We start from the raw sequence: 16,671 nt of genomic DNA on the forward strand, positions 1-16,671 counted from the left end.
GGGAGGGTCGGCATGGCGACCATTTTGCTGTCGGCCGCGGGCGCCGCGGTCGGGGCGGGCTTTGGCGGCTCGGTCCTTGGCCTGTCGGGGGCGGTGATCGGGCGTGCGATTGGCGCGACCCTGGGCCGGGCGATCGATCAGCGGTTGCTGGGAGCGGGTTCGGAAAGTGTCGAGACGGGACGGGTCGATCGTTTTCGTCTGACGGGAGCGAGCGAGGGTGCGGCCGTTGGCCAGGTCTGGGGCCGAATGCGCGTCGGCGGCCAGGTGATCTGGGCGTCGCGCTTCAAGGAACATGTGACGAAGAGCGGTGGCGGGAAGGGTGTGCCTTCGCAGCCCAGCGTGAAGGAATATTCCTATACCGTGTCGCTGGCCGTTGCGTTGTGTGAAGGAGAGATCGCGCGTGTTGGGCGAATCTGGGCAGACGGCGTCGAGATATCGCCCGAGGACGTGGTCATGCGCGTCTATACCGGCGGCGAGGAACAGCTGCCCGACCCATTGATCGAGGCGATCGAGGGTGAGGGCAATGTGCCGGCCTATCGGGGCACGGCCTATGTCGTGTTCGAGGATCTGGAGCTGGGGCAGTTTGGCAATCGGGTTCCCCAGTTCAGCTTTGAAGTGGTGAGACGCGCGCAGGGCGATCTGGCCGAGGCCGTGGGGGCGGTTTCGGACCTGGTCCGCGGAGTCGCGCTGATCCCCGGTACGGGGGAATATTCGTTGGCGACGACTCCGGTCCATTATTCCAAGGGATTGGGTCAGAACGTGTCGGCCAACGTCAACAGTCCGGGATCCGAAACGGATCTGACCGTTTCCTTGCGGGCATTGGACGAGGAATTGCCGAACTGCGGGTCGGTTTCCCTGGTCGTGTCGTGGTTTGGGGACGACTTGCGTTGTGGCCAGTGCAGCCTGAAGCCCAAGGTAGAAGATGCGCGTTTTGATGGCGTGGGAATGCCTTGGCGGGCAGGCGGCATTGCGCGCGATCAGGCCGAGGAGGTGGTGCGCAAGGATGGGCGGCCCGTCTATGGCGGCACGCCCGCCGATGCAGCGGTCGTCGAGGCGATCGAGGCGCTGAAGGCGCAGGGCAAGTCGGTCGTGTTCTACCCGTTCATCCTGATGGAGCAGATGGCGGGAAATGGGCGGCCCGATCCCTGGACCGGCGCGGCCGATCAACCGGAACTGCCGTGGCGAGGGCGGATCACCCTGTCGGTCGCTGCGGGTCGGGAGGAATCGCCGGACGGGTCGGTTGCCGCGGACGCCGAGGTTGCCGCGTTCTTTGGCAGTGCCAAGGCGACGGACTTTTCGGTGGTTGGCAAGGCGGTAAGCTATGGCGGGCCGGATGAGTGGTCCTATCGCCGCTTCATCCTGCACTATGCGCATCTTTGCGCGGCTGCAGGCGGTGTCGATGCGTTCTGCATCGGCTCGGAAATGCGCGGATTGACGCAGATCCGGGGCGCGGGAGGTGCATTCGTTGCCGTCGAGGCCTTGCGCGCGCTTGCAGCCGATGTGCGGGCGATCCTGGGGCCGGATGTGAAGATCGGCTATGCCGCGGACTGGAGCGAATATTTCGGATATCGGGATCCGGCAGGGGACCTGTACTATCATCTGGATCCGCTGTGGGCCGACGGGAATATCGATTTCGTCGGCATCGACAATTACATGCCGATCTCGGATTGGCGCGAGGGCGACAAGCATGCGGATGCCGGATGGGGCTCGATCTACAATCTTGAATACCTGAAGGCCAATGTCGTCGGCGGCGAGGGATACGATTGGTATTATGCGAGCGACGCGCATCGCGATGCCCAGATCCGCACGCCGATCGTCGATGGGGCCCATGGCGAGGATTGGGTCTGGCGCTACAAGGACATCCGGTCGTGGTGGGAGAACGAGCATTTCGACCGGGTTGGGGGGCAGAAAGGCGCGAAAAGTCCCTGGGTGCCGCGGTCGAAGCCGATCTGGTTCACCGAGTTGGGATGCGCCGCGATCGACAAGGGGACGAACCAGCCCAACAGGTTCTGGGATCCGAAATCGTCCGAATCCGGGTTGCCGTACTATTCGGATGGGCGACGCGACGATCTGATACAGGCGCAATATCTGCGCGCGGTATTGGGGTATTGGAGCGATCCGGAGAACAACCCGATTTCGCCGGAATATGGCGGGCGAATGATCGATCTGGCGCGGGCACATGTCTGGGCCTGGGATGCGCGGCCGTTCCCCTGGTTTCCGAACAATTCGGAGCTGTGGGCGGACGGCGACAATTATGCGCGTGGACATTGGCTGAACGGCAGGGTCACGGCGCAGGATCTGGGCGCGGTTGTGGCCGAGATCTGCCAGCGTTCGGGGCTGCGGGAAGTGGATGTCTCGGGCCTTCATGGGCTGGTGAGGGGCTATGTCGTAAGCGATGTGGCCTCGGCTCGGGCGGCCCTGCAGCCGTTGATGCTGGCCTATGGGTTCGATGCCGTCGAACGCGACGGCGCGCTGGGCTTTCGCATGCGCGATGGCCGGGCGGATGCCGTGATCGACATGCAGCGTCTGGCGCATGTCGAGGATCTGGAGGGCTGGGTCGAAACGGCCCGGGCCCCGGAAGCGGAGATCGCGGGGCGCGTGCAGTTGAGCTATGTCGAGGCCGAGGGCGACTTTGAGGCGCGTTCGGTCGAGGCAATCCTGCCCGACGAGGAGGGTGGTGCGATCGCCCAGAGCGAGATTGCGCTGGCCCTGACACGGGCCGAGGCGCGGCGCGTGGTGGAACGCTGGTTGGCCGAGGCAAGGGTTTCCCGGGATGGCGCGCGCTTTGCGTTGCCGCTTTCGATGGCACATGTCGGTGCGGGGGATGTCGTCGATCTGGGCGATGCGGGGTTGTACCGGGTCGATCGGGTCGAGCGTGCCGAGGCGCTTGCAATCGAGGCGGTGCGGGTCGAGCCTGGGGTCTATATGCCGTCCGATGAGAGCGAGGAGCGTGTTGCGCCAAGGGCCTTCAGTCCGGCGATGCCGGTTTTCACGCTGTTCCTGGATCTTCCGCTGATGAGCGGCCAGGAAGTGGCACATGCGCCGCATGTGGCGATTACCGCAACGCCATGGCCGGGTTCGGCAGCGATCTACGCTTCGGATTCCGACGACGGCTATTCCCTGAACACGCTGGTTCAAGCCCGGGCAACCATCGGCCAGACAGAAACGGCACTGTTCGAGGCAGCGCCCGGCGTCTGGGATCGCGGTGCGCCGCTGCGCGTGAAGCTGGCAAGCGGTTCGCTGAGCTCGGCCAGCGAAATGCAGATACTGAATGGGGCCAATCTGATGGCGATCGGAGACGGCAGTTCGGACCGTTGGGAGCTGTTCCAGTTTCGCGACGCCGTTCTGGTTGGCCCTGATACATATGAGCTGAGCATGAGGCTGCGTGGGCAGGCGGGAACGGATGCCGTCATACCGCAATCCTGGCCGCCCGGCTCTTATGTGGTGCTGATCAATGGCGCGCTGAAGCAGATCGAACTGGGGCTGAACCTGCGCGATCTTGCGCGGCACTACAGGATTGGGCCGGCGGCACGGGGCTATGACGATCCTGCCTATGAGCATCGGATTGAAGCATTCGCCGGTATCGGCCTGCGGCCGTATTCGGTGGCCCATCTGCGTCTGAAGCCCGACGGGTCGGGCGGGGTTGTGGCAAGCTGGGTTCGGCGGACCCGGATCGGGGGAGACAGCTGGTCCGGGCTGGATGTGCCTTTGGGCGAAGCGGTGGAGCGCTATCTGGTGCGTGTCGTGGAGGCCGGCCAGGTCCGGCGCGAGGTGATCGTTGGCGCCACGCAGTGGAGCTATTCGGCCGCGGAGCGCGCGGCCGATGGGGTTGCGATTCCATTCGAGATCCATGTGGCTCAGTTGTCCGACCTGTTCGGGCCGGGGCCGTTCAGAAAGGGTGTGGTCGATGTCTGATACAGCGAGGCTGAAGCTGCCGTTGCTGCAACCGTCACAAGCGCAGAAGCATGTAACCGTGAACGAGGCTCTGACGCGGCTGGACGGTGTGGTGCAGCTGGTGCTGGAGAGCCGTTCGTTGGCGATGCCGCCGTCTGTTGTGGTTGATGGGGCTTGTTATGGCGTACCGCAGGGCGCCGTGAATGCCTGGGCTGGACAGGATGGGCGGATCGCGATCGGCGCAAATGGCGGCTGGGAGTTCGTTTCGCCTGTGCGTGGGTGGCGTGCCTTGATCGCGGACGAAGGGGTGCAGGCCATCCATGACGGGACAGCATGGCGGGCGGGCCAGGTCAGCCTGTCACCCGGCAATGCGGGGCTGGCGATCCGTGTCGTCGAAATCGATCACGCAATTCAGGCGGGTACGGTTTCGGTGACGAGTACTGTCATTCCCGCCGGGGCCGTGGTGATCGGTGTAACCGGGCGGGTCATTCAGGACATCACCGGCACGGCAAGCAGTTGGGCATTGGGAAATCCCGGGGCGAGCGGGCGCTTTGGTTCGGGGCTGGGGCTGAGTGCGGGATCATGGGTGCGGGGCGTGCTTGGGCAGCCGATGGCCTTCTATTCGCCGGAACCATTGCAGATCGAGGCAGAGGGAGGCGATTTTTCTGGCGGCGTCGTGCGACTGGCCGTGCACTTCATGGAGCTGGCGTTGCCGGATCTTTGAGCCATGCGTCAGATAACGCATTCCGACGTTGTCGTTGCGGCCTGTGCATTGCGCGGAATGCCGCGGGGGCGTTGGCCGGACGCCTTGCGCGTCTGGCTGGACCGGGCTCATGCCGCGGACATCTACAGGAAGCGGTTGGGGCGGTTCCATCCATCGTGGGGTAATGGGGCGCTGGGGGGCGCAATCCCACGGCCCATCCCCACCGAGGCGCCATTGTCCGATCCCGATCAGATGGAAGCGATGGCGTTCGTGATCGAGGCGCTGCTGGCATGGCGACATTCACGATAGCGCGAGTCCATGCCGGGCGCTGAAGCTTTGCATTTTTCGCGCGGTGGCCATATGTGCTAGCCTCTGACTGCAATGGAGGTGTCCGGCATGCCCGAAACGAGAGCGAAAGTCGCTGAAGTCGATCCCGTATGGTCGCATATCTGCGAAGAGGCGCGGGCGGCGGTGCGCGAAGAGCCGATTCTGGGCGGGCTGTTCCATACCGGGATCTTGCACCATCCAACGTTGGAGCGGGCACTGGCCTATCGTTTCTCGTTGAAGCTGGCATCGGGCGAGATGAGCGAGCAGATCCTGCGCGAGATCGCGGATGAGGCCTATGCAAACGACCCCTATCTGGGTGAAGCCGCGAGGGCCGATATCGTCGCGGTTCACGATCGCGATCCGGCATGCCACAGGTTCTTGCAGCCCTTGATGTTCTTCAAGGGCTATCAGGCTGTGCAGGCCTATCGGATCGGGCACTGGTTGTGGACCCACGGGCGGCGGGATCTTGCGTATTTCGTGCAGATGCGGGTGAGTGAAGTCTTTGGCGTCGACATTCATCCGAACGCGCGGATCGGCAAGGGGGTGATGATCGACCATGCGCATTCGGTCGTGATCGGAGAGACGGCTGTTGTGGGGGACAATGTCTCGATGCTGCATTCGGTGACGCTGGGCGGGACCGGGAAGGAAGAGGGCGACCGGCATCCGAAGATCGGCGACGGCGTACTGATAGGGGCGGGCGCCAAGGTTCTGGGCAATATCCGTGTCGGGAATTGCTCTCGTATCGCGGCCGGGTCGGTGGTGCTGCATGACGTTCCGCCTTGCAAGACCGTGGCCGGGGTGCCGGCGCGCATTGTCGGGGATGCGGGGTGCGATCAGCCGGCCTTGAAGATGGATCAGGTCATCGACGAATGAGTGATCCGAAGATGGGGGTTCTGAACGAAAAAGGCCGGGCTTTCTGCCCGGCCTTTGGCATTTGGACCTGTGTGTCAGGCCAGCATCGTCATCGGGTTTTCGAGATATCCGACGATGGCCTGAAGCAGCTGTGCGCCGAGGGCGCCATCGATCACGCGATGGTCGACGGACAGGGTCATTGACATCACGGTGGCGACGCCAAGTTCGCCGTCGTCCTTGACGATGGGCTGCTTGATGCCGGCGCCGACGGCGAGGATGGCGCCATGCGGCGGATTGATTACGGCGTCGAAATTCTCGATCCCGAACATGCCCAGATTGGAGATTGCAAAGCTGCCGCCCTGGTATTCGTGCGGTGCCAGCTTGCGATTGCGCGCCCGGGCGGCGAGATCCTTCATTTCCGACGACAAGGCCGACAGGGTCTTGAGATGGGCATCTTTCAGCACCGGCGTGAACAGGCCGCCTTCGACCGCGACGGCAACGGCCACGTCCGACGGCTTCAGCTTCAGGATTCGATCGCCAGCCCAGACGGCGTTGGCGTCCGGCACGTCCTGGAGCGCGAGCGCGCAAGCCTTGATGATGAAGTCGTTGACCGACAGTTTCACGCCGCGTGATTCAAGCTGCTTGTTGAGCTGGCTGCGCAGGGAGAGCAGGGCGTCGAGCCGAACGCTGCGGCGCAGGTAGAAGTGCGGGATGGTCTGCTTGGCCTCGGTCAGGCGCGCGGCGATCGTCTTGCGCATGCCGTCGAGGGCCACTTCCTCGAACTCGCGGCCTTCGTAGAGGCGGGCAATCGCATCGGCCGAGGGCGAGGCCGGTGCGCTTGGCGAGGCCTGCGCAGATTGCGCGGCCTGGGTCGAAGCAGGAGCCGCGGCGGGCTTGCCGGCCGCCGCCTCGACGTCGGCCTTGACGATGCGCCCATGCGGGCCGCTGCCCTTGATGGTTGTCAGGTCAATTCCCTTTTCGCGGGCGATGCGACGGGCCAGCGGAGAGGCGAAGATTCGCTGGCCGTCTGCAACCGGAGCCGCCGGTGCAGGGCTGTCGGTCTTGGCGGGTTGCGTCGATGCGCCTGCAGGAGCCTGGGCGGGTTCGCTTGCCGGTTCCGGGGTCGTCGCCGGTTTCGAGATGTCAATGTCGTCGATGCTTTCGCCTTCCTCGACCAGGATCGCGATCGGTGTATTGACCTTGACCCCGGATGTGCCTTCCGGAACGAGGATCTTGCCGATCACGCCTTCGTCGACGGCCTCGAATTCCATCGTGGCCTTGTCGGTTTCGATTTCGGCAATGATGTCGCCGGAGGACACCGTGTCGCCCTCCTTGACCAGCCATTTGGCGAGTGTGCCCTCTTCCATCGTGGGCGAGAGGGCGGGCATCAGGATTTCGGTGGCCATGTGACCCTCCTCAGCGATAGGTGACCTGCTTGACCGCCGCGATGACCTCGTCTGTGGTCACAAGCGCGAGCTTTTCCAGATTGGCGGCATAGGGCATCGGAACGTCCTTGCCGGTGCAATTGATGACGGGCGCATCGAGATAGTCGAAGGCCTGCTGCATCAGGACCGATGAGATGTAATTGCCAATCGAGCAGACGGGCCAGCCTTCCTCGACCGTGACGCAGCGGTTGGTCTTCATGACCGAACGGATGATCGTGTCAGTATCCATTGGACGCAGCGTTCGCAGGTCGATGACCTCTGCGCTGATGCCTTCCTCGGCCAGTCGCTCGGCAGCTTCCATCGCATAGGTCATGCCGATGCCGAACGACACGATGGTGACATCGCTGCCTTCGCGCCAGATCTTGGCCTTGCCGAAAGGGATGGTGAAATCCGGAAGATCCGGCACTTCGAAGCTGCGGCCATAGAGGATTTCGTTTTCCAGGAAGATCACCGGGTTCGGGTCGCGGATCGCGGTCTTGAGCAGCCCCTTGGCGTCGGCCGCCGACCAGGGTTGCACGACCTTCAGGCCCGGGACGTGTGAGTACCACGCGGCGTAATCCTGGCTGTGCTGGGCCGCGACCCGGGCGGCGGCACCGTTCGGGCCGCGGAACACGATCGGGCAGCCCATCTGGCCGCCGGACATGTAAAGGGTCTTGGCGGCCGAGTTGATGATCTGATCGATCGCCTGCATGGCGAAGTTGAACGTCATGAACTCGACGATCGGACGCAGGCCGGCGAAGGCCGACCCGACGGCAATCCCGGTAAAGCCATGTTCGGTGATCGGCGTGTCGATCACGCGGCGCTCGGTGAATTCGTCCAGAAGACCCTGGCTGACCTTGTAGGCGCCCTGGTATTCGCCGACCTCTTCGCCCATCAGATAGACGGTTTCGTCGCGGCGCATTTCCTCGGCCATGGCTTCGCGCAAGGCTTCGCGCACGGTCATGGTCTTCATGGGGGTGCCTTCTGGCCAGTCGGGTGAAAGATCGGCCTGGGGCGCGGCGGGGGCGGACGGCGCCGCCTGCGCGGGCGCGGCAGGGGCCGGAGCGGGCTGGCTTTCAGCCTTGGGAGCGGCGGTCGCCGCGGAGGCGAGGTCGTCAACGCTTTCGCCTTCCTCGACAAGGATCGCGATCGGCGTGTTGACCTTGACCCCTTCGGTGCCTTCAGGGATCAGGATCTTGCCGACGACGCCTTCATCGACCGCCTCGAATTCCATCGTGGCCTTGTCGGTTTCGATTTCGGCGATGATCTGGCCCGAGGTGACGGTGTCGCCTTCCTTGACCAGCCACTTGGCGATCTTGCCTTCCTCCATCGTCGGGGAAAGCGCGGGCATCAGGATTTCGGTTGCCATTCTTCTGTCTCTCCCTCAGGCGTAAACGTCCGTCCACAGCTCCTCGACCGGGGGCTCTGGGCTTTCCTTGGCGAATTCGGCCGCCTCGTTGACGATTGCCTTGATTTCCTTGTCGATGGCCTTCAGCTCGTCCTCGGTCGCGTGCTTGCCCTGCAGCAGCAGCTCGCGCACATGTTCGATCGGGTCACGCTCTTCGCGGATCTTCTGGACTTCCTCGCGCGGGCGATACTTGGCCGGGTCGGACATCGAGTGACCGCGATAGCGGTAGGTCATGACCTCGAGGATGTAGGGGCCCTTGCCCGAGCGGCAATGCGCGACGGCCTTCTCGCCGGCCGCCTTCACGGCCAGTACGTCCATGCCATCGACCATTTCGCCGGGGATGCCGAACGCTTCGCCGCGGGTATAGAGATGCGGCGTCGAGGTCGATCGGCGCTGGGCGGTGCCCATTGCGTACTGGTTGTTCTCGATCACGAAGATACAGGGCAGTTTCCACAGTGCGGCCATGTTGAAGGTCTCATAGACTTGGCCCTGGTTCGCGGCACCGTCGCCGAAATAGGTGAAGGTCACGCGGTCGGTGCCCATGTACTTGTCGGCAAATGCCAGCCCCGCGCCCAGCGGCACCTGGGCACCGACGATCCCGTGACCACCATAGAAGTGGCGTTCTTTCGAGAACATGTGCATCGAGCCACCCTTGCCCTTGGAATAGCCGCCGATGCGCCCGGTCAGTTCGGCCATGACGCCCTTCGGGTCCATTCCGCAGGCCAGCATGTGACCGTGGTCACGATAGCTGGTGATGCGCTTGTCGCCTTCCTCGGCCGCGGCCTCGAGCCCGACTACGACGGCTTCCTGGCCGATATACAGGTGGCAGAAGCCGCCGATCAGGCCCATGCCATACAATTGGCCGGCCTTTTCCTCGAATCGCCGGATCAACAGCATGTCGCGATAGAACGACAGCAGTTCTTCCTTGGATGTGTTTGGTTTGGAAGTGCTTTTTCGTGCAGCCATGCGGAAGACCCCCCTCGCATGCGGAAAATAGTTCAATATTAAACTATCCCATACACCATAAGCGCGAGTTGTGCGAGCGGATTTTGCCGGCCCGGCATGAAGCTGCCCTTGCCAAGCCCGGACGCGCCGGGTGTCGTGGGGCTGGCGCGCGTCGTGCTTATTGGATCACGATTTCATCGGCGCGGACATAGCCCAGCACGTCGCGCGCGCGTTCGTCCAGCAAATCGAGATCGAGATACCTGTCCGACAGTCGGCGCGTCAGGTTTTCAAGGCGCGAAACCTCGGCTTGAAGACGCGCGCGCTCCTCGATCAGGGCCTGTTTCTCGGCGCTGACCTGGATGCGGCGGAACACGCCGTAATCACCCTGAACCGCGGCGAATGCGAAATAGGCCCCGACGCCCCAGAGAACGGTCATGATCAGCGGGAATGCAATGTTCCCGGTCTTTTGAGCGCGTGCCATGTCCTGCCTCGGTCAAACGCCTCTGACGGGCGGTTTGGCGAATCATTGCACATGATGGCGCGGAATGGAATCCCCTCGGCACGGCCGACCGCGCTGCTGGGTCATTTGGTCAGGGAGCCGCGAGCTCGGGGCCACCGCGAAAAGGGCAGCCCGGTCGGGCTGCCCATGCGCGTTACGCAATGATGACGCTGCTCTCAGGTGATCGAGGCCTCATAGATCGACTGGATCGCCCGATCGAGAGCGGCGTTGAATTCCTCGTCGCTCTGGTTTGCCGACAGGCCCTCGGTCAGCGCGCGCGAGAAACTGGCGATCATTCCGTGGTTCTGTGCCAGCAGGCGGTTGGCCTCTTCGCGCGAATATCCACCCGACAGCGCCACGACCCGCATCACGCGCGGATGCTCGATCAGCGGACGATAGAAGTCCGGCTGCGAGGGCAGGCTCAGCTTCAGCATCACGTCGCGCCCTTCGGGCAGGGCATTCAGGTGGCGCAGGATCTCTTCGCGCAGGATTTCTTCGGCTTCGGCCTTGTCAGCGATGTCGATCAGCACCTCGGGTTCGATGATCGGCACCAATCCGCGGTCAAGCACACGGCCGGCCAGTTCGAATTGCTGATCCACGATGGCGGCGATGCCCTGACGATTGGCGGCCTCGATGACCGAGCGTTCCTTGGTGCCGAAGATCCCCGCTTCGATGGCCCGCGACAGCAGGGCATCCAGATCCGGGATCGGCTTCATCAGCCGCACGCCGTTTTCGGACGCCTCCAGCCCCTTGTCAATCTTCAGAAAGGGAACGATGCCCTTTTCCTCCCACAGGTAGCTGGCCGACGGTTTGCCCGCGATCTGGCCATCCATCGTGCGTTCGAACAGGATCGCGCCGATCACGCGGTCGCCATTGAAGGCGGGCGATGTCGCGATCCGCACCCGCATCTGATGGATTAGGTCGAACATCTCCTCCTCGTTCGACCAGGCATCATCGGAAATGCCATAGAGACGCAGCGCCTTGGGCGTCGAGCCTCCGCTTTGGTCAAGCGCGGCGATGAACCCCTTGCCCGTGCGGATCTTCTGTTCCTGATCTTTGCGCGACATGTTCCTGGCGGCCTCCCGAAAAGCGGTGAAAATTGTCCGTGATCAGGCTTTTAGGTCAACGACAGGGCGCATGCAAATCTGGTTGCGCTAACGCGCCGCATTGTCCCCGCGCAGGAACATCGCGGTGATCCGCGCCAGCATGCGTCGCGGCAGAAGATGCGACGAAAAGGCAAACAGCCTGTTCAGCAGGCCGGTCACGTGGATGGTCTTGCCACGTTTCATGGCCTTCCAGCCCGAAGCGGCGACCTTTTCGGCCGATGTCGGCCGCATCAGACGGAACAGCGGCGCATCCTGCATCCTTGCGACTTCGGCGAATTCGGTCGCCGTCGCGCCGGGGCACAGGGTCGTGACGGTGACGGCAGAGCCCCGCAGTTCCTCGGCCAGCGCAACCCCAAGGCTCAGCACATAGGCCTTGGTCGCGTGATAGACCGCCAGGTTTGGCCCCGGCATGAAGCCTGCGACCGACCCGACATTCAATACGCGGCCGCCACCCTGGCGCAGCATGTGTGGAATGGCGCGCTTGGTCAGCTGGGTCAGCGCCGCGATGTTGACCAGGATCATGTCGCGATCGCGCGCGGGATCGGTTTCGGCAAAGGCCCCGCTTTGGCCAAGGCCGGCATTGTTGACCAGGATCTCGATATGGCGCCGCATGCTGGCCTGCCGCCAAAGTCTTTCGACGGCCTCGGGATCGGTCAGGTCGGTCGGTATCACCTCGACGGCGATGCCGTGACGGGCACGAAGCTCTTCGGCCAGCCGTTCCATCCGCTCGGCCCGCCGTGCGACAAGGATCAGATCACGCCCCTCGGCCGCGGCCAGCCGCGCGAATTCCACGCCCAGCCCGGAAGACGCACCGGTAATCATCGTCCATTTCGATGCCATGATCCCTCCGATTTCATGCCTGACGACTCGCAGCGGCAGGTCATCGCATGACTGTCCGGCAGCAATTGGGCCGCATCACCGCAATCGTGCCGCAATCAGGCAAAGGGACGGCGACCGCAACCGCCGCCCCTCGATGGGCCTGATTTCAGACCTCCAGCGCCGCGACACCGGGAAGGGTCTTGCCTTCCATCCATTCCAGGAATGCGCCGCCCGCGGCCGAGACATAGGTGAAGTCCTGCGCGACGCCCGCCTTGTTCAGCGCCGCGACCGTGTCGCCGCCACCGGCGACCGAGATCAGCCGCCCCTCGCGCGTCAGCCGGGCCGCGCGACGCGCCGCCTCGTTGGTCGCGGCATCGAAGGGTTCGATCTCGAAGGCACCCAGCGGGCCGTTCCAGATCAGCGTCCGGCTTTCGGCCAGGATCTTGCCGATCGTCTCGACGCTTTCGGGGCCCGCATCCAGGATCATCGCATCGGCGGGGCAGGCATCGACCGGCACGGTCTCGCTTGCCGCGCCCGCCTTGAATTCGCGTGCCACCACGACATCGACCGGCAGGACGATGCGGCAACCCTCGGCCTCGGCCCGCTGCAGAATGTCGCGCGCGGTGTCGGCCATGTCGCGCTCGGCCAGCGACTTGCCCACCTCGACCCCCTTGGCGACCAGGAAGGTATTCGCCATGCCGCCGCCGATCACCAGGTTGTCCACCTTGGTTACGAGGTTCGACAACAGGTCGAGCTTGGTCGAAACCTTGGCGCCGCCCACGACCGCGGTGACCGGACGCTGCGGGTTGCCAAGCGCGGCCTCCAGCGCCTTCAGTTCGGCCTCCATCAGACGGCCCGCACAGCGTTCCTTCATCAGCCGCGCCACACCCTCGGTCGAGGCATGGGCACGATGCGCGGCCGAGAAGGCGTCATTCACGTAAACCTGGCCAAGCGCCGCAAGAGCCGCGGCCATGGCGGGATCGTTCTTTTCCTCGCCCGCGTGGAACCGCGTGTTCTCCAGCAGCAGGACGTCGCCCTTTTCCATCGCCGCCACGGCCTTCTTGGCCGGCGCACCGATGCAATCCTCGGCAAAGGCGACCTTCATGCCCAGAACGCGCTCGAGTTCCGGCAAGACGATGCGCAGGCTCATCTCGGGAACGACCTGACCCTTGGGGCGGCCAAAATGGGACAGCAGCACGACCTTGCCACCCTTGGCGCGAATGTCCCGGATCGTCGGAACGGCGCGTTCGATCCGCGTCGCATCGGTCACGCGGCCGTTTTCCACGGGCACGTTCAGGTCAACGCGCACCAGGGCAACCTTGCCATCGAAATCCACATCGTCGATCGTTTTCCAGGCCATTTGGGAATTCCTCTGTCCGTGGGGAAGGGGCATGTCGCGCCCAGATCGCCCGAAGCGGCCGCAAAGGTCAACGGGTAGAGTGACAATGTCGCCCGTGGAATGTTGCGACGAATGTCGGGCGGGGGGCTTTCCTTGGCATCGCGGCGCGACTAGGTTCCACGCAAAGCGCAAGGAGAAGCCCATGACCGAAATCAAGGATCCCGAGAACACGATCATCATGACGCTGAAGGATGGCGACGTGGTGATCGAACTGTTCCCGGACGTGGCACCGCACCATGTCCGGCGCATGAAGGATCTGGCCCGCGCCGGCCTTTATGACAACGTGGCCTTTCACCGCGTGATCGATGGTTTCATGGCCCAGACCGGCGACGTGCAACATGCGAACCTGGAAAAGGGCTGGGATCCGCGGCGCGCGGGAACGGGCGGTTCGGACATGCCCGACCTGCCGGCCGAATTCTCGGACATTCCGCATGATCGCGGCACGCTTGGCGCGGCGCGCACGATGGACCCGAATTCGGCCAATTCGCAATTCTTCATCAATTTCGGCGACAATCACTTCCTGAACGGTCAGTACACGGTCTATGGCCGCGTGATTTCGGGTATGGAGCATGTCGACGCGATCGCGCGGGGCGAGCCGCCCGCAAACCCCGACCGCATGATCCGCGTCAGGGTCGCCGCCGATGTCTGACGGGCGCGTGTTCATGGGCTCGATCCTCGCCGCGGCGATTGCCGGGGGGGCAGCCTTCTTCCTGTACACCAAGCAGGTGAATTCGACCGTTCCCGATACCGACGGTCCCGGTCCGAACCTGGTGATCGAGGTCGCGGGCCAGGCCAACGGTCGGGTCGTGATCGATCTTTACGCGGACAAGGCGCCAAGGCATGCCCAGAGGTTGGTCGAGCTTGCCCGCACCGGGGCCTATGACAATGTGGTTTTCCACCGCGTCATCGACGGCTTCATGGCGCAGACGGGTGATGTCCAGTACGGCAAGCTGGGCGGCAATCTCGAGCTTGCGGGCACGGGCGGTTCCGCACTTCCTGATCTTCCGCTGGAACCCTCGGACATTCCCTTTCGTCGCGGCGTCGTCGGCATGGCGCGCGGGTCGGACCCCGACAGCGCCAATTCGCAGTTCTTCATCATGTATGGCGCGGGCGATCACCTGAACGGTGACTACACCGTCGTCGGGCATGTGATCGAGGGGATGGAGGTCGTCGATGCCATCAGGAAGGGGGACTTCGACCTGAATGGTCGTGTCGAGAACCCCGATTACATGGTCAAGGTGACGGTCGAGGAATAGGCGCGGCGCTTAGCGCACCAGCTGCGTTGCCGCCCATACCAGCCCGATCAGCACCGGCTGGTGCACCAGATAGACGACCAGGCTGTGCCGCCCCGGCCAGAGTGTCCAGGCCGGGGCGCAGGCCGGCCTTGCGGCCAGCCATTGGAACAGTCCATGGCGATCGGCGATCCGGGCAGCGGCGATGCCTGCCAGGAAAGGCGCAAGCCACGGGACCAGGGGCACATAGTCTATCGCGGGCGGATTGGTCCGCGACAGGCCCAGCGGCCAGAAGATCGCGGAATCGAAGACCGCAGTGCCAGGCAGTCGGGCCAGCGCCACGACCGCCACAGCCGCGGCAAGCGTGACCATCGCAGGCATCCGCAGGAAGGCGAGGCCGACGATACTGGCCGCCGCGATCGAGTGAAGAATGCCGAAATAGACAAAGCGGTCGGGCATGGCGGCCCAAGTGCCCAGGCTGACAGCTGCGGCGGCCACGCCGATCACCGCCAGGCGGCGCATGAAGGAAGCCCAGCGAATTCCCTCGCGATGCGCCAGAAACAGGCTGACGCCCGCCAGAAACAGGAAGCTGCCCGCGACCAGCCGGGCAAAGACCGCCCATCCGCCCGTCACGGCCGTGCCTGGCGGCAGGTGGCCGAACATCTCCAGATCATAGGTCAGGTGATAGACCGCCATCGCGACCAGGGCCGCGCCGCGCGCAAGATCGAGCGCAGGGATGCGTCCAGCGCCCTGTCCGCCGATCGCGGGCCGCGCCCCGGCCATGCCCAAGGCCCTAGCCCAGTGTGACCAGCGCGTGGCGCTTCTTGCCCGCGCTGATCTTGACCGGCTCGGCCAGATCAGCGGGACCGAACATCTGCCCCGCATCCGATGCGGGCTGGTCATTGACCCGGCATCCGCCCTCGGCGATCAGCCGCTTGGCGTCCTTGCCGGACTTCGCAAGGCCCGAGCGCACCACAAGCTGGGCAAGGCTGATCCCGTCGCCCACGTCCTGGGGCGTCAGCTTCAGCGTGGGCAGGTCCGCACCCACGCCGCCCTTCTCGAAGACCTCGCGCGCGGTGGCTTCGGCGGCTCGCGCAGCCTCGGCGCCATGCAGCAGCGTCGTCACCTCGTTGGCAAGGATGATCTTGGCCTCGTTGATCTCGGCCCCTTCCAGCGTGCCCAGGCGCTCGCATTCCTCAAGCGGGAGCTCGGTGTACAGCTTCAGGAACCGACCGACATCGGCATCGGTCGTGTTGCGCCAGAACTGCCAGAATTCGTAGGGGCTCAGCATCTCGGCATTCAGCCAGACCGCGCCACCCGCAGATTTGCCCATCTTGCGCCCGTCGCTGGTCGTCAGCAGCGGCGAAGTCAGGCCATATATCTCGTGATCCAGCACCCGCCGCGTCAGGTCTATGCCGTTGACGATGTTGCCCCACTGGTCGGACCCGCCCATCTGCAGGATGCAGCCATGGCGCCGATGCAGCTCGAGGAAGTCATAGGCCTGCAGGATCATGTAGTTGAATTCCAGGAAGGACAGCGATTGTTCGCGATCCAGCCGGGATTTCACGGACTCGAAGCTCAACATGCGGTTGACGCTGAAATGTCGCCCGATATCGCGCAGGAAATCGAGGTAGTTCAGATTGTCCAGCCATTCGGCATTGTTCAGCATCATGGCGTCGGTCGGGCCGGTGCCATAGGTCAGGTAGCGGTCAAAGACCTTCTGCATCCCGGCGATGTTTGCGTCGATCTGCTCGGGCGTCAGCAGCGGGCGCTCCTCGGACCGGAACGAAGGATCGCCGACCTTGGTCGTGCCGCCACCCATCAGCGTGATCGGCCGATGACCGGTCTTCTGCAGCCAGCGCAGCATCATGATGTTCAGCAGGTGCCCCACATGCAGCGACCGCGCCGTGGCGTCATAGCCGATATAGGCCGTCACCACGCCCTTGTGCAAAGCCTCGTCCAGGCCCTGATAATCGGTGCAGTCCGCGACAAAGCCGCGCTCCATCATGATGCGCATGAAGTCGGATTTCGGGTGGTAGGTCATCGCCGCATTGTCCATTGTG

Annotated in this window: 15 protein-coding genes; 6 read left to right on the forward strand and 9 right to left on the reverse strand. The window is 64.0% G+C overall.

The window, feature by feature from the left end; genetic code table 11:
• Positions 1-12: 12 nt before the first annotated feature.
• The 4 genes from LV82_RS06725 to cysE all read left to right on the forward strand — a co-directional run bounded on the left by LV82_RS06725 (position 13) and on the right by cysE (position 5,797).
• Positions 13-3,915, forward strand: coding sequence for a baseplate multidomain protein megatron (locus LV82_RS06725; RefSeq protein WP_104070172.1), 3,903 nt, complete (start codon positions 13-15; stop codon positions 3,913-3,915).
• Positions 3,908-4,618, forward strand: a complete 711-nt coding sequence (locus LV82_RS06730) for a DUF2793 domain-containing protein (RefSeq protein WP_104070174.1) — start codon at positions 3,908-3,910, stop codon at positions 4,616-4,618. The genes LV82_RS06725 and LV82_RS06730 overlap by 8 nt, the downstream gene beginning before the upstream one ends.
• 3 nt (positions 4,619-4,621) lie before the next feature.
• Positions 4,622-4,906 (forward strand): DUF7742 family protein, encoded by a 285-nt coding sequence (locus LV82_RS06735; protein ID WP_104070175.1) that lies wholly within the window; start codon positions 4,622-4,624, stop codon positions 4,904-4,906.
• Between the two features lie 87 nt (positions 4,907-4,993).
• Entirely contained in the window at positions 4,994-5,797 is an 804-nt protein-coding gene (gene cysE / locus LV82_RS06740; protein WP_104070289.1) for a serine O-acetyltransferase, read from the forward strand.
• Between the two features lie 74 nt (positions 5,798-5,871).
• Here cysE and LV82_RS06745 read toward each other — a convergent pair whose 3' ends face one another.
• The 7 genes from LV82_RS06745 to LV82_RS06775 form a co-directional block, all read right to left on the reverse strand.
• On the reverse strand, positions 5,872-7,182 hold the full coding sequence (locus LV82_RS06745; RefSeq protein WP_104070177.1) for a pyruvate dehydrogenase complex dihydrolipoamide acetyltransferase: 1,311 nt from the start codon (positions 7,180-7,182) through the stop codon (positions 5,872-5,874).
• Positions 7,183-7,192: 10 nt separating this feature from the next.
• Positions 7,193-8,569, reverse strand: a complete 1,377-nt coding sequence (locus LV82_RS06750; protein WP_104070178.1) for a pyruvate dehydrogenase complex E1 component subunit beta — start codon at positions 8,567-8,569, stop codon at positions 7,193-7,195.
• A 15-nt stretch (positions 8,570-8,584) separates the two neighbouring features.
• The gene (gene pdhA / locus LV82_RS06755) at positions 8,585-9,574 is read right to left on the reverse strand and encodes a pyruvate dehydrogenase (acetyl-transferring) E1 component subunit alpha (protein WP_104070180.1); all 990 of its coding nucleotides are present in this window, start codon (positions 9,572-9,574) and stop codon (positions 8,585-8,587) included.
• 157 nt (positions 9,575-9,731) lie between these two features.
• Complete coding sequence (locus LV82_RS06760; RefSeq protein ID WP_104070181.1) at positions 9,732-10,034, reverse strand: FtsB family cell division protein; 303 nt, start codon at positions 10,032-10,034, stop codon at positions 9,732-9,734.
• A gap of 194 nt (positions 10,035-10,228) precedes the next feature.
• Positions 10,229-11,119 (reverse strand): fructose bisphosphate aldolase, encoded by an 891-nt coding sequence (locus tag LV82_RS06765; RefSeq protein WP_104070183.1) that lies wholly within the window; start codon positions 11,117-11,119, stop codon positions 10,229-10,231.
• Between the two features lie 87 nt (positions 11,120-11,206).
• Positions 11,207-11,998 (reverse strand): SDR family NAD(P)-dependent oxidoreductase, encoded by a 792-nt coding sequence (locus LV82_RS06770; RefSeq protein ID WP_104070184.1) that lies wholly within the window; start codon positions 11,996-11,998, stop codon positions 11,207-11,209.
• 145 nt (positions 11,999-12,143) lie between these two features.
• Complete coding sequence (locus LV82_RS06775; protein WP_104070186.1) at positions 12,144-13,337, reverse strand: phosphoglycerate kinase; 1,194 nt, start codon at positions 13,335-13,337, stop codon at positions 12,144-12,146.
• 181 nt (positions 13,338-13,518) lie between these two features.
• Between LV82_RS06775 and LV82_RS06780 the strand changes: the two genes are divergently transcribed.
• Together LV82_RS06780 and LV82_RS06785 are read left to right on the forward strand one after the other, a co-directional pair.
• Positions 13,519-14,025, forward strand: a complete 507-nt coding sequence (locus tag LV82_RS06780; protein ID WP_104070187.1) for a peptidylprolyl isomerase — start codon at positions 13,519-13,521, stop codon at positions 14,023-14,025.
• A complete protein-coding gene (locus tag LV82_RS06785; protein ID WP_245873092.1) occupies positions 14,018-14,632 on the forward strand; it encodes a peptidylprolyl isomerase in 615 nt (204 codons plus the stop codon). Before LV82_RS06780 ends, LV82_RS06785 begins: the two co-directional genes overlap by 8 nt.
• A 9-nt stretch (positions 14,633-14,641) precedes the next feature.
• Here LV82_RS06785 and LV82_RS06790 read toward each other — a convergent pair whose 3' ends face one another.
• Positions 14,642-15,391, reverse strand: a complete 750-nt coding sequence (locus LV82_RS06790) for a heparan-alpha-glucosaminide N-acetyltransferase (protein ID WP_104070189.1) — start codon at positions 15,389-15,391, stop codon at positions 14,642-14,644.
• Between the two features lie 10 nt (positions 15,392-15,401).
• On the reverse strand, positions 15,402-16,652 hold the full coding sequence (tyrS, locus tag LV82_RS06795) for a tyrosine--tRNA ligase (protein WP_104070292.1): 1,251 nt from the start codon (positions 16,650-16,652) through the stop codon (positions 15,402-15,404).
• Positions 16,653-16,671: the final 19 nt, after the last annotated feature.

It is taken from the genome of Albidovulum inexpectatum (assembly GCF_002927635.1).
In the GTDB taxonomy this organism is placed as follows: domain Bacteria; phylum Pseudomonadota; class Alphaproteobacteria; order Rhodobacterales; family Rhodobacteraceae; genus Albidovulum; species Albidovulum inexpectatum.

Excerpts from the sequence above, each read along its gene's own strand:
- LV82_RS06765 (WP_104070183.1), bottom strand. The coding sequence starts at position 11,119 with ATGTCGCGCAAAGATCAGGAACAGAAGATCCGCACGGGCAAGGGGTTC.
- LV82_RS06735 (WP_104070175.1), top strand. The coding sequence starts at position 4,622 with ATGCGTCAGATAACGCATTCCGACGTTGTCGTTGCGGCCTGTGCATTG.
- tyrS (WP_104070292.1), bottom strand. The coding sequence starts at position 16,652 with ATGACCTACCACCCGAAATCCGACTTCATGCGCATCATGATGGAGCGC.
- LV82_RS06730 (WP_104070174.1), top strand. The coding sequence starts at position 3,908 with ATGTCTGATACAGCGAGGCTGAAGCTGCCGTTGCTGCAACCGTCACAA.
- LV82_RS06750 (WP_104070178.1), bottom strand. The coding sequence starts at position 8,569 with ATGGCAACCGAAATCCTGATGCCCGCGCTTTCCCCGACGATGGAGGAA.
- LV82_RS06780 (WP_104070187.1), top strand. The coding sequence starts at position 13,519 with ATGACCGAAATCAAGGATCCCGAGAACACGATCATCATGACGCTGAAG.
- LV82_RS06775 (WP_104070186.1), bottom strand. The coding sequence starts at position 13,337 with ATGGCCTGGAAAACGATCGACGATGTGGATTTCGATGGCAAGGTTGCC.
- LV82_RS06785 (WP_245873092.1), top strand. The coding sequence starts at position 14,018 with ATGTCTGACGGGCGCGTGTTCATGGGCTCGATCCTCGCCGCGGCGATT.
- LV82_RS06745 (WP_104070177.1), bottom strand. The coding sequence starts at position 7,182 with ATGGCCACCGAAATCCTGATGCCCGCCCTCTCGCCCACGATGGAAGAG.
- LV82_RS06760 (WP_104070181.1), bottom strand. The coding sequence starts at position 10,034 with ATGGCACGCGCTCAAAAGACCGGGAACATTGCATTCCCGCTGATCATG.
- LV82_RS06790 (WP_104070189.1), bottom strand. The coding sequence starts at position 15,391 with ATGGCCGGGGCGCGGCCCGCGATCGGCGGACAGGGCGCTGGACGCATC.
- LV82_RS06725 (WP_104070172.1), top strand. The coding sequence starts at position 13 with ATGGCGACCATTTTGCTGTCGGCCGCGGGCGCCGCGGTCGGGGCGGGC.
- pdhA (WP_104070180.1), bottom strand. The coding sequence starts at position 9,574 with ATGGCTGCACGAAAAAGCACTTCCAAACCAAACACATCCAAGGAAGAA.
- cysE (WP_104070289.1), top strand. The coding sequence starts at position 4,994 with ATGCCCGAAACGAGAGCGAAAGTCGCTGAAGTCGATCCCGTATGGTCG.
- LV82_RS06770 (WP_104070184.1), bottom strand. The coding sequence starts at position 11,998 with ATGGCATCGAAATGGACGATGATTACCGGTGCGTCTTCCGGGCTGGGC.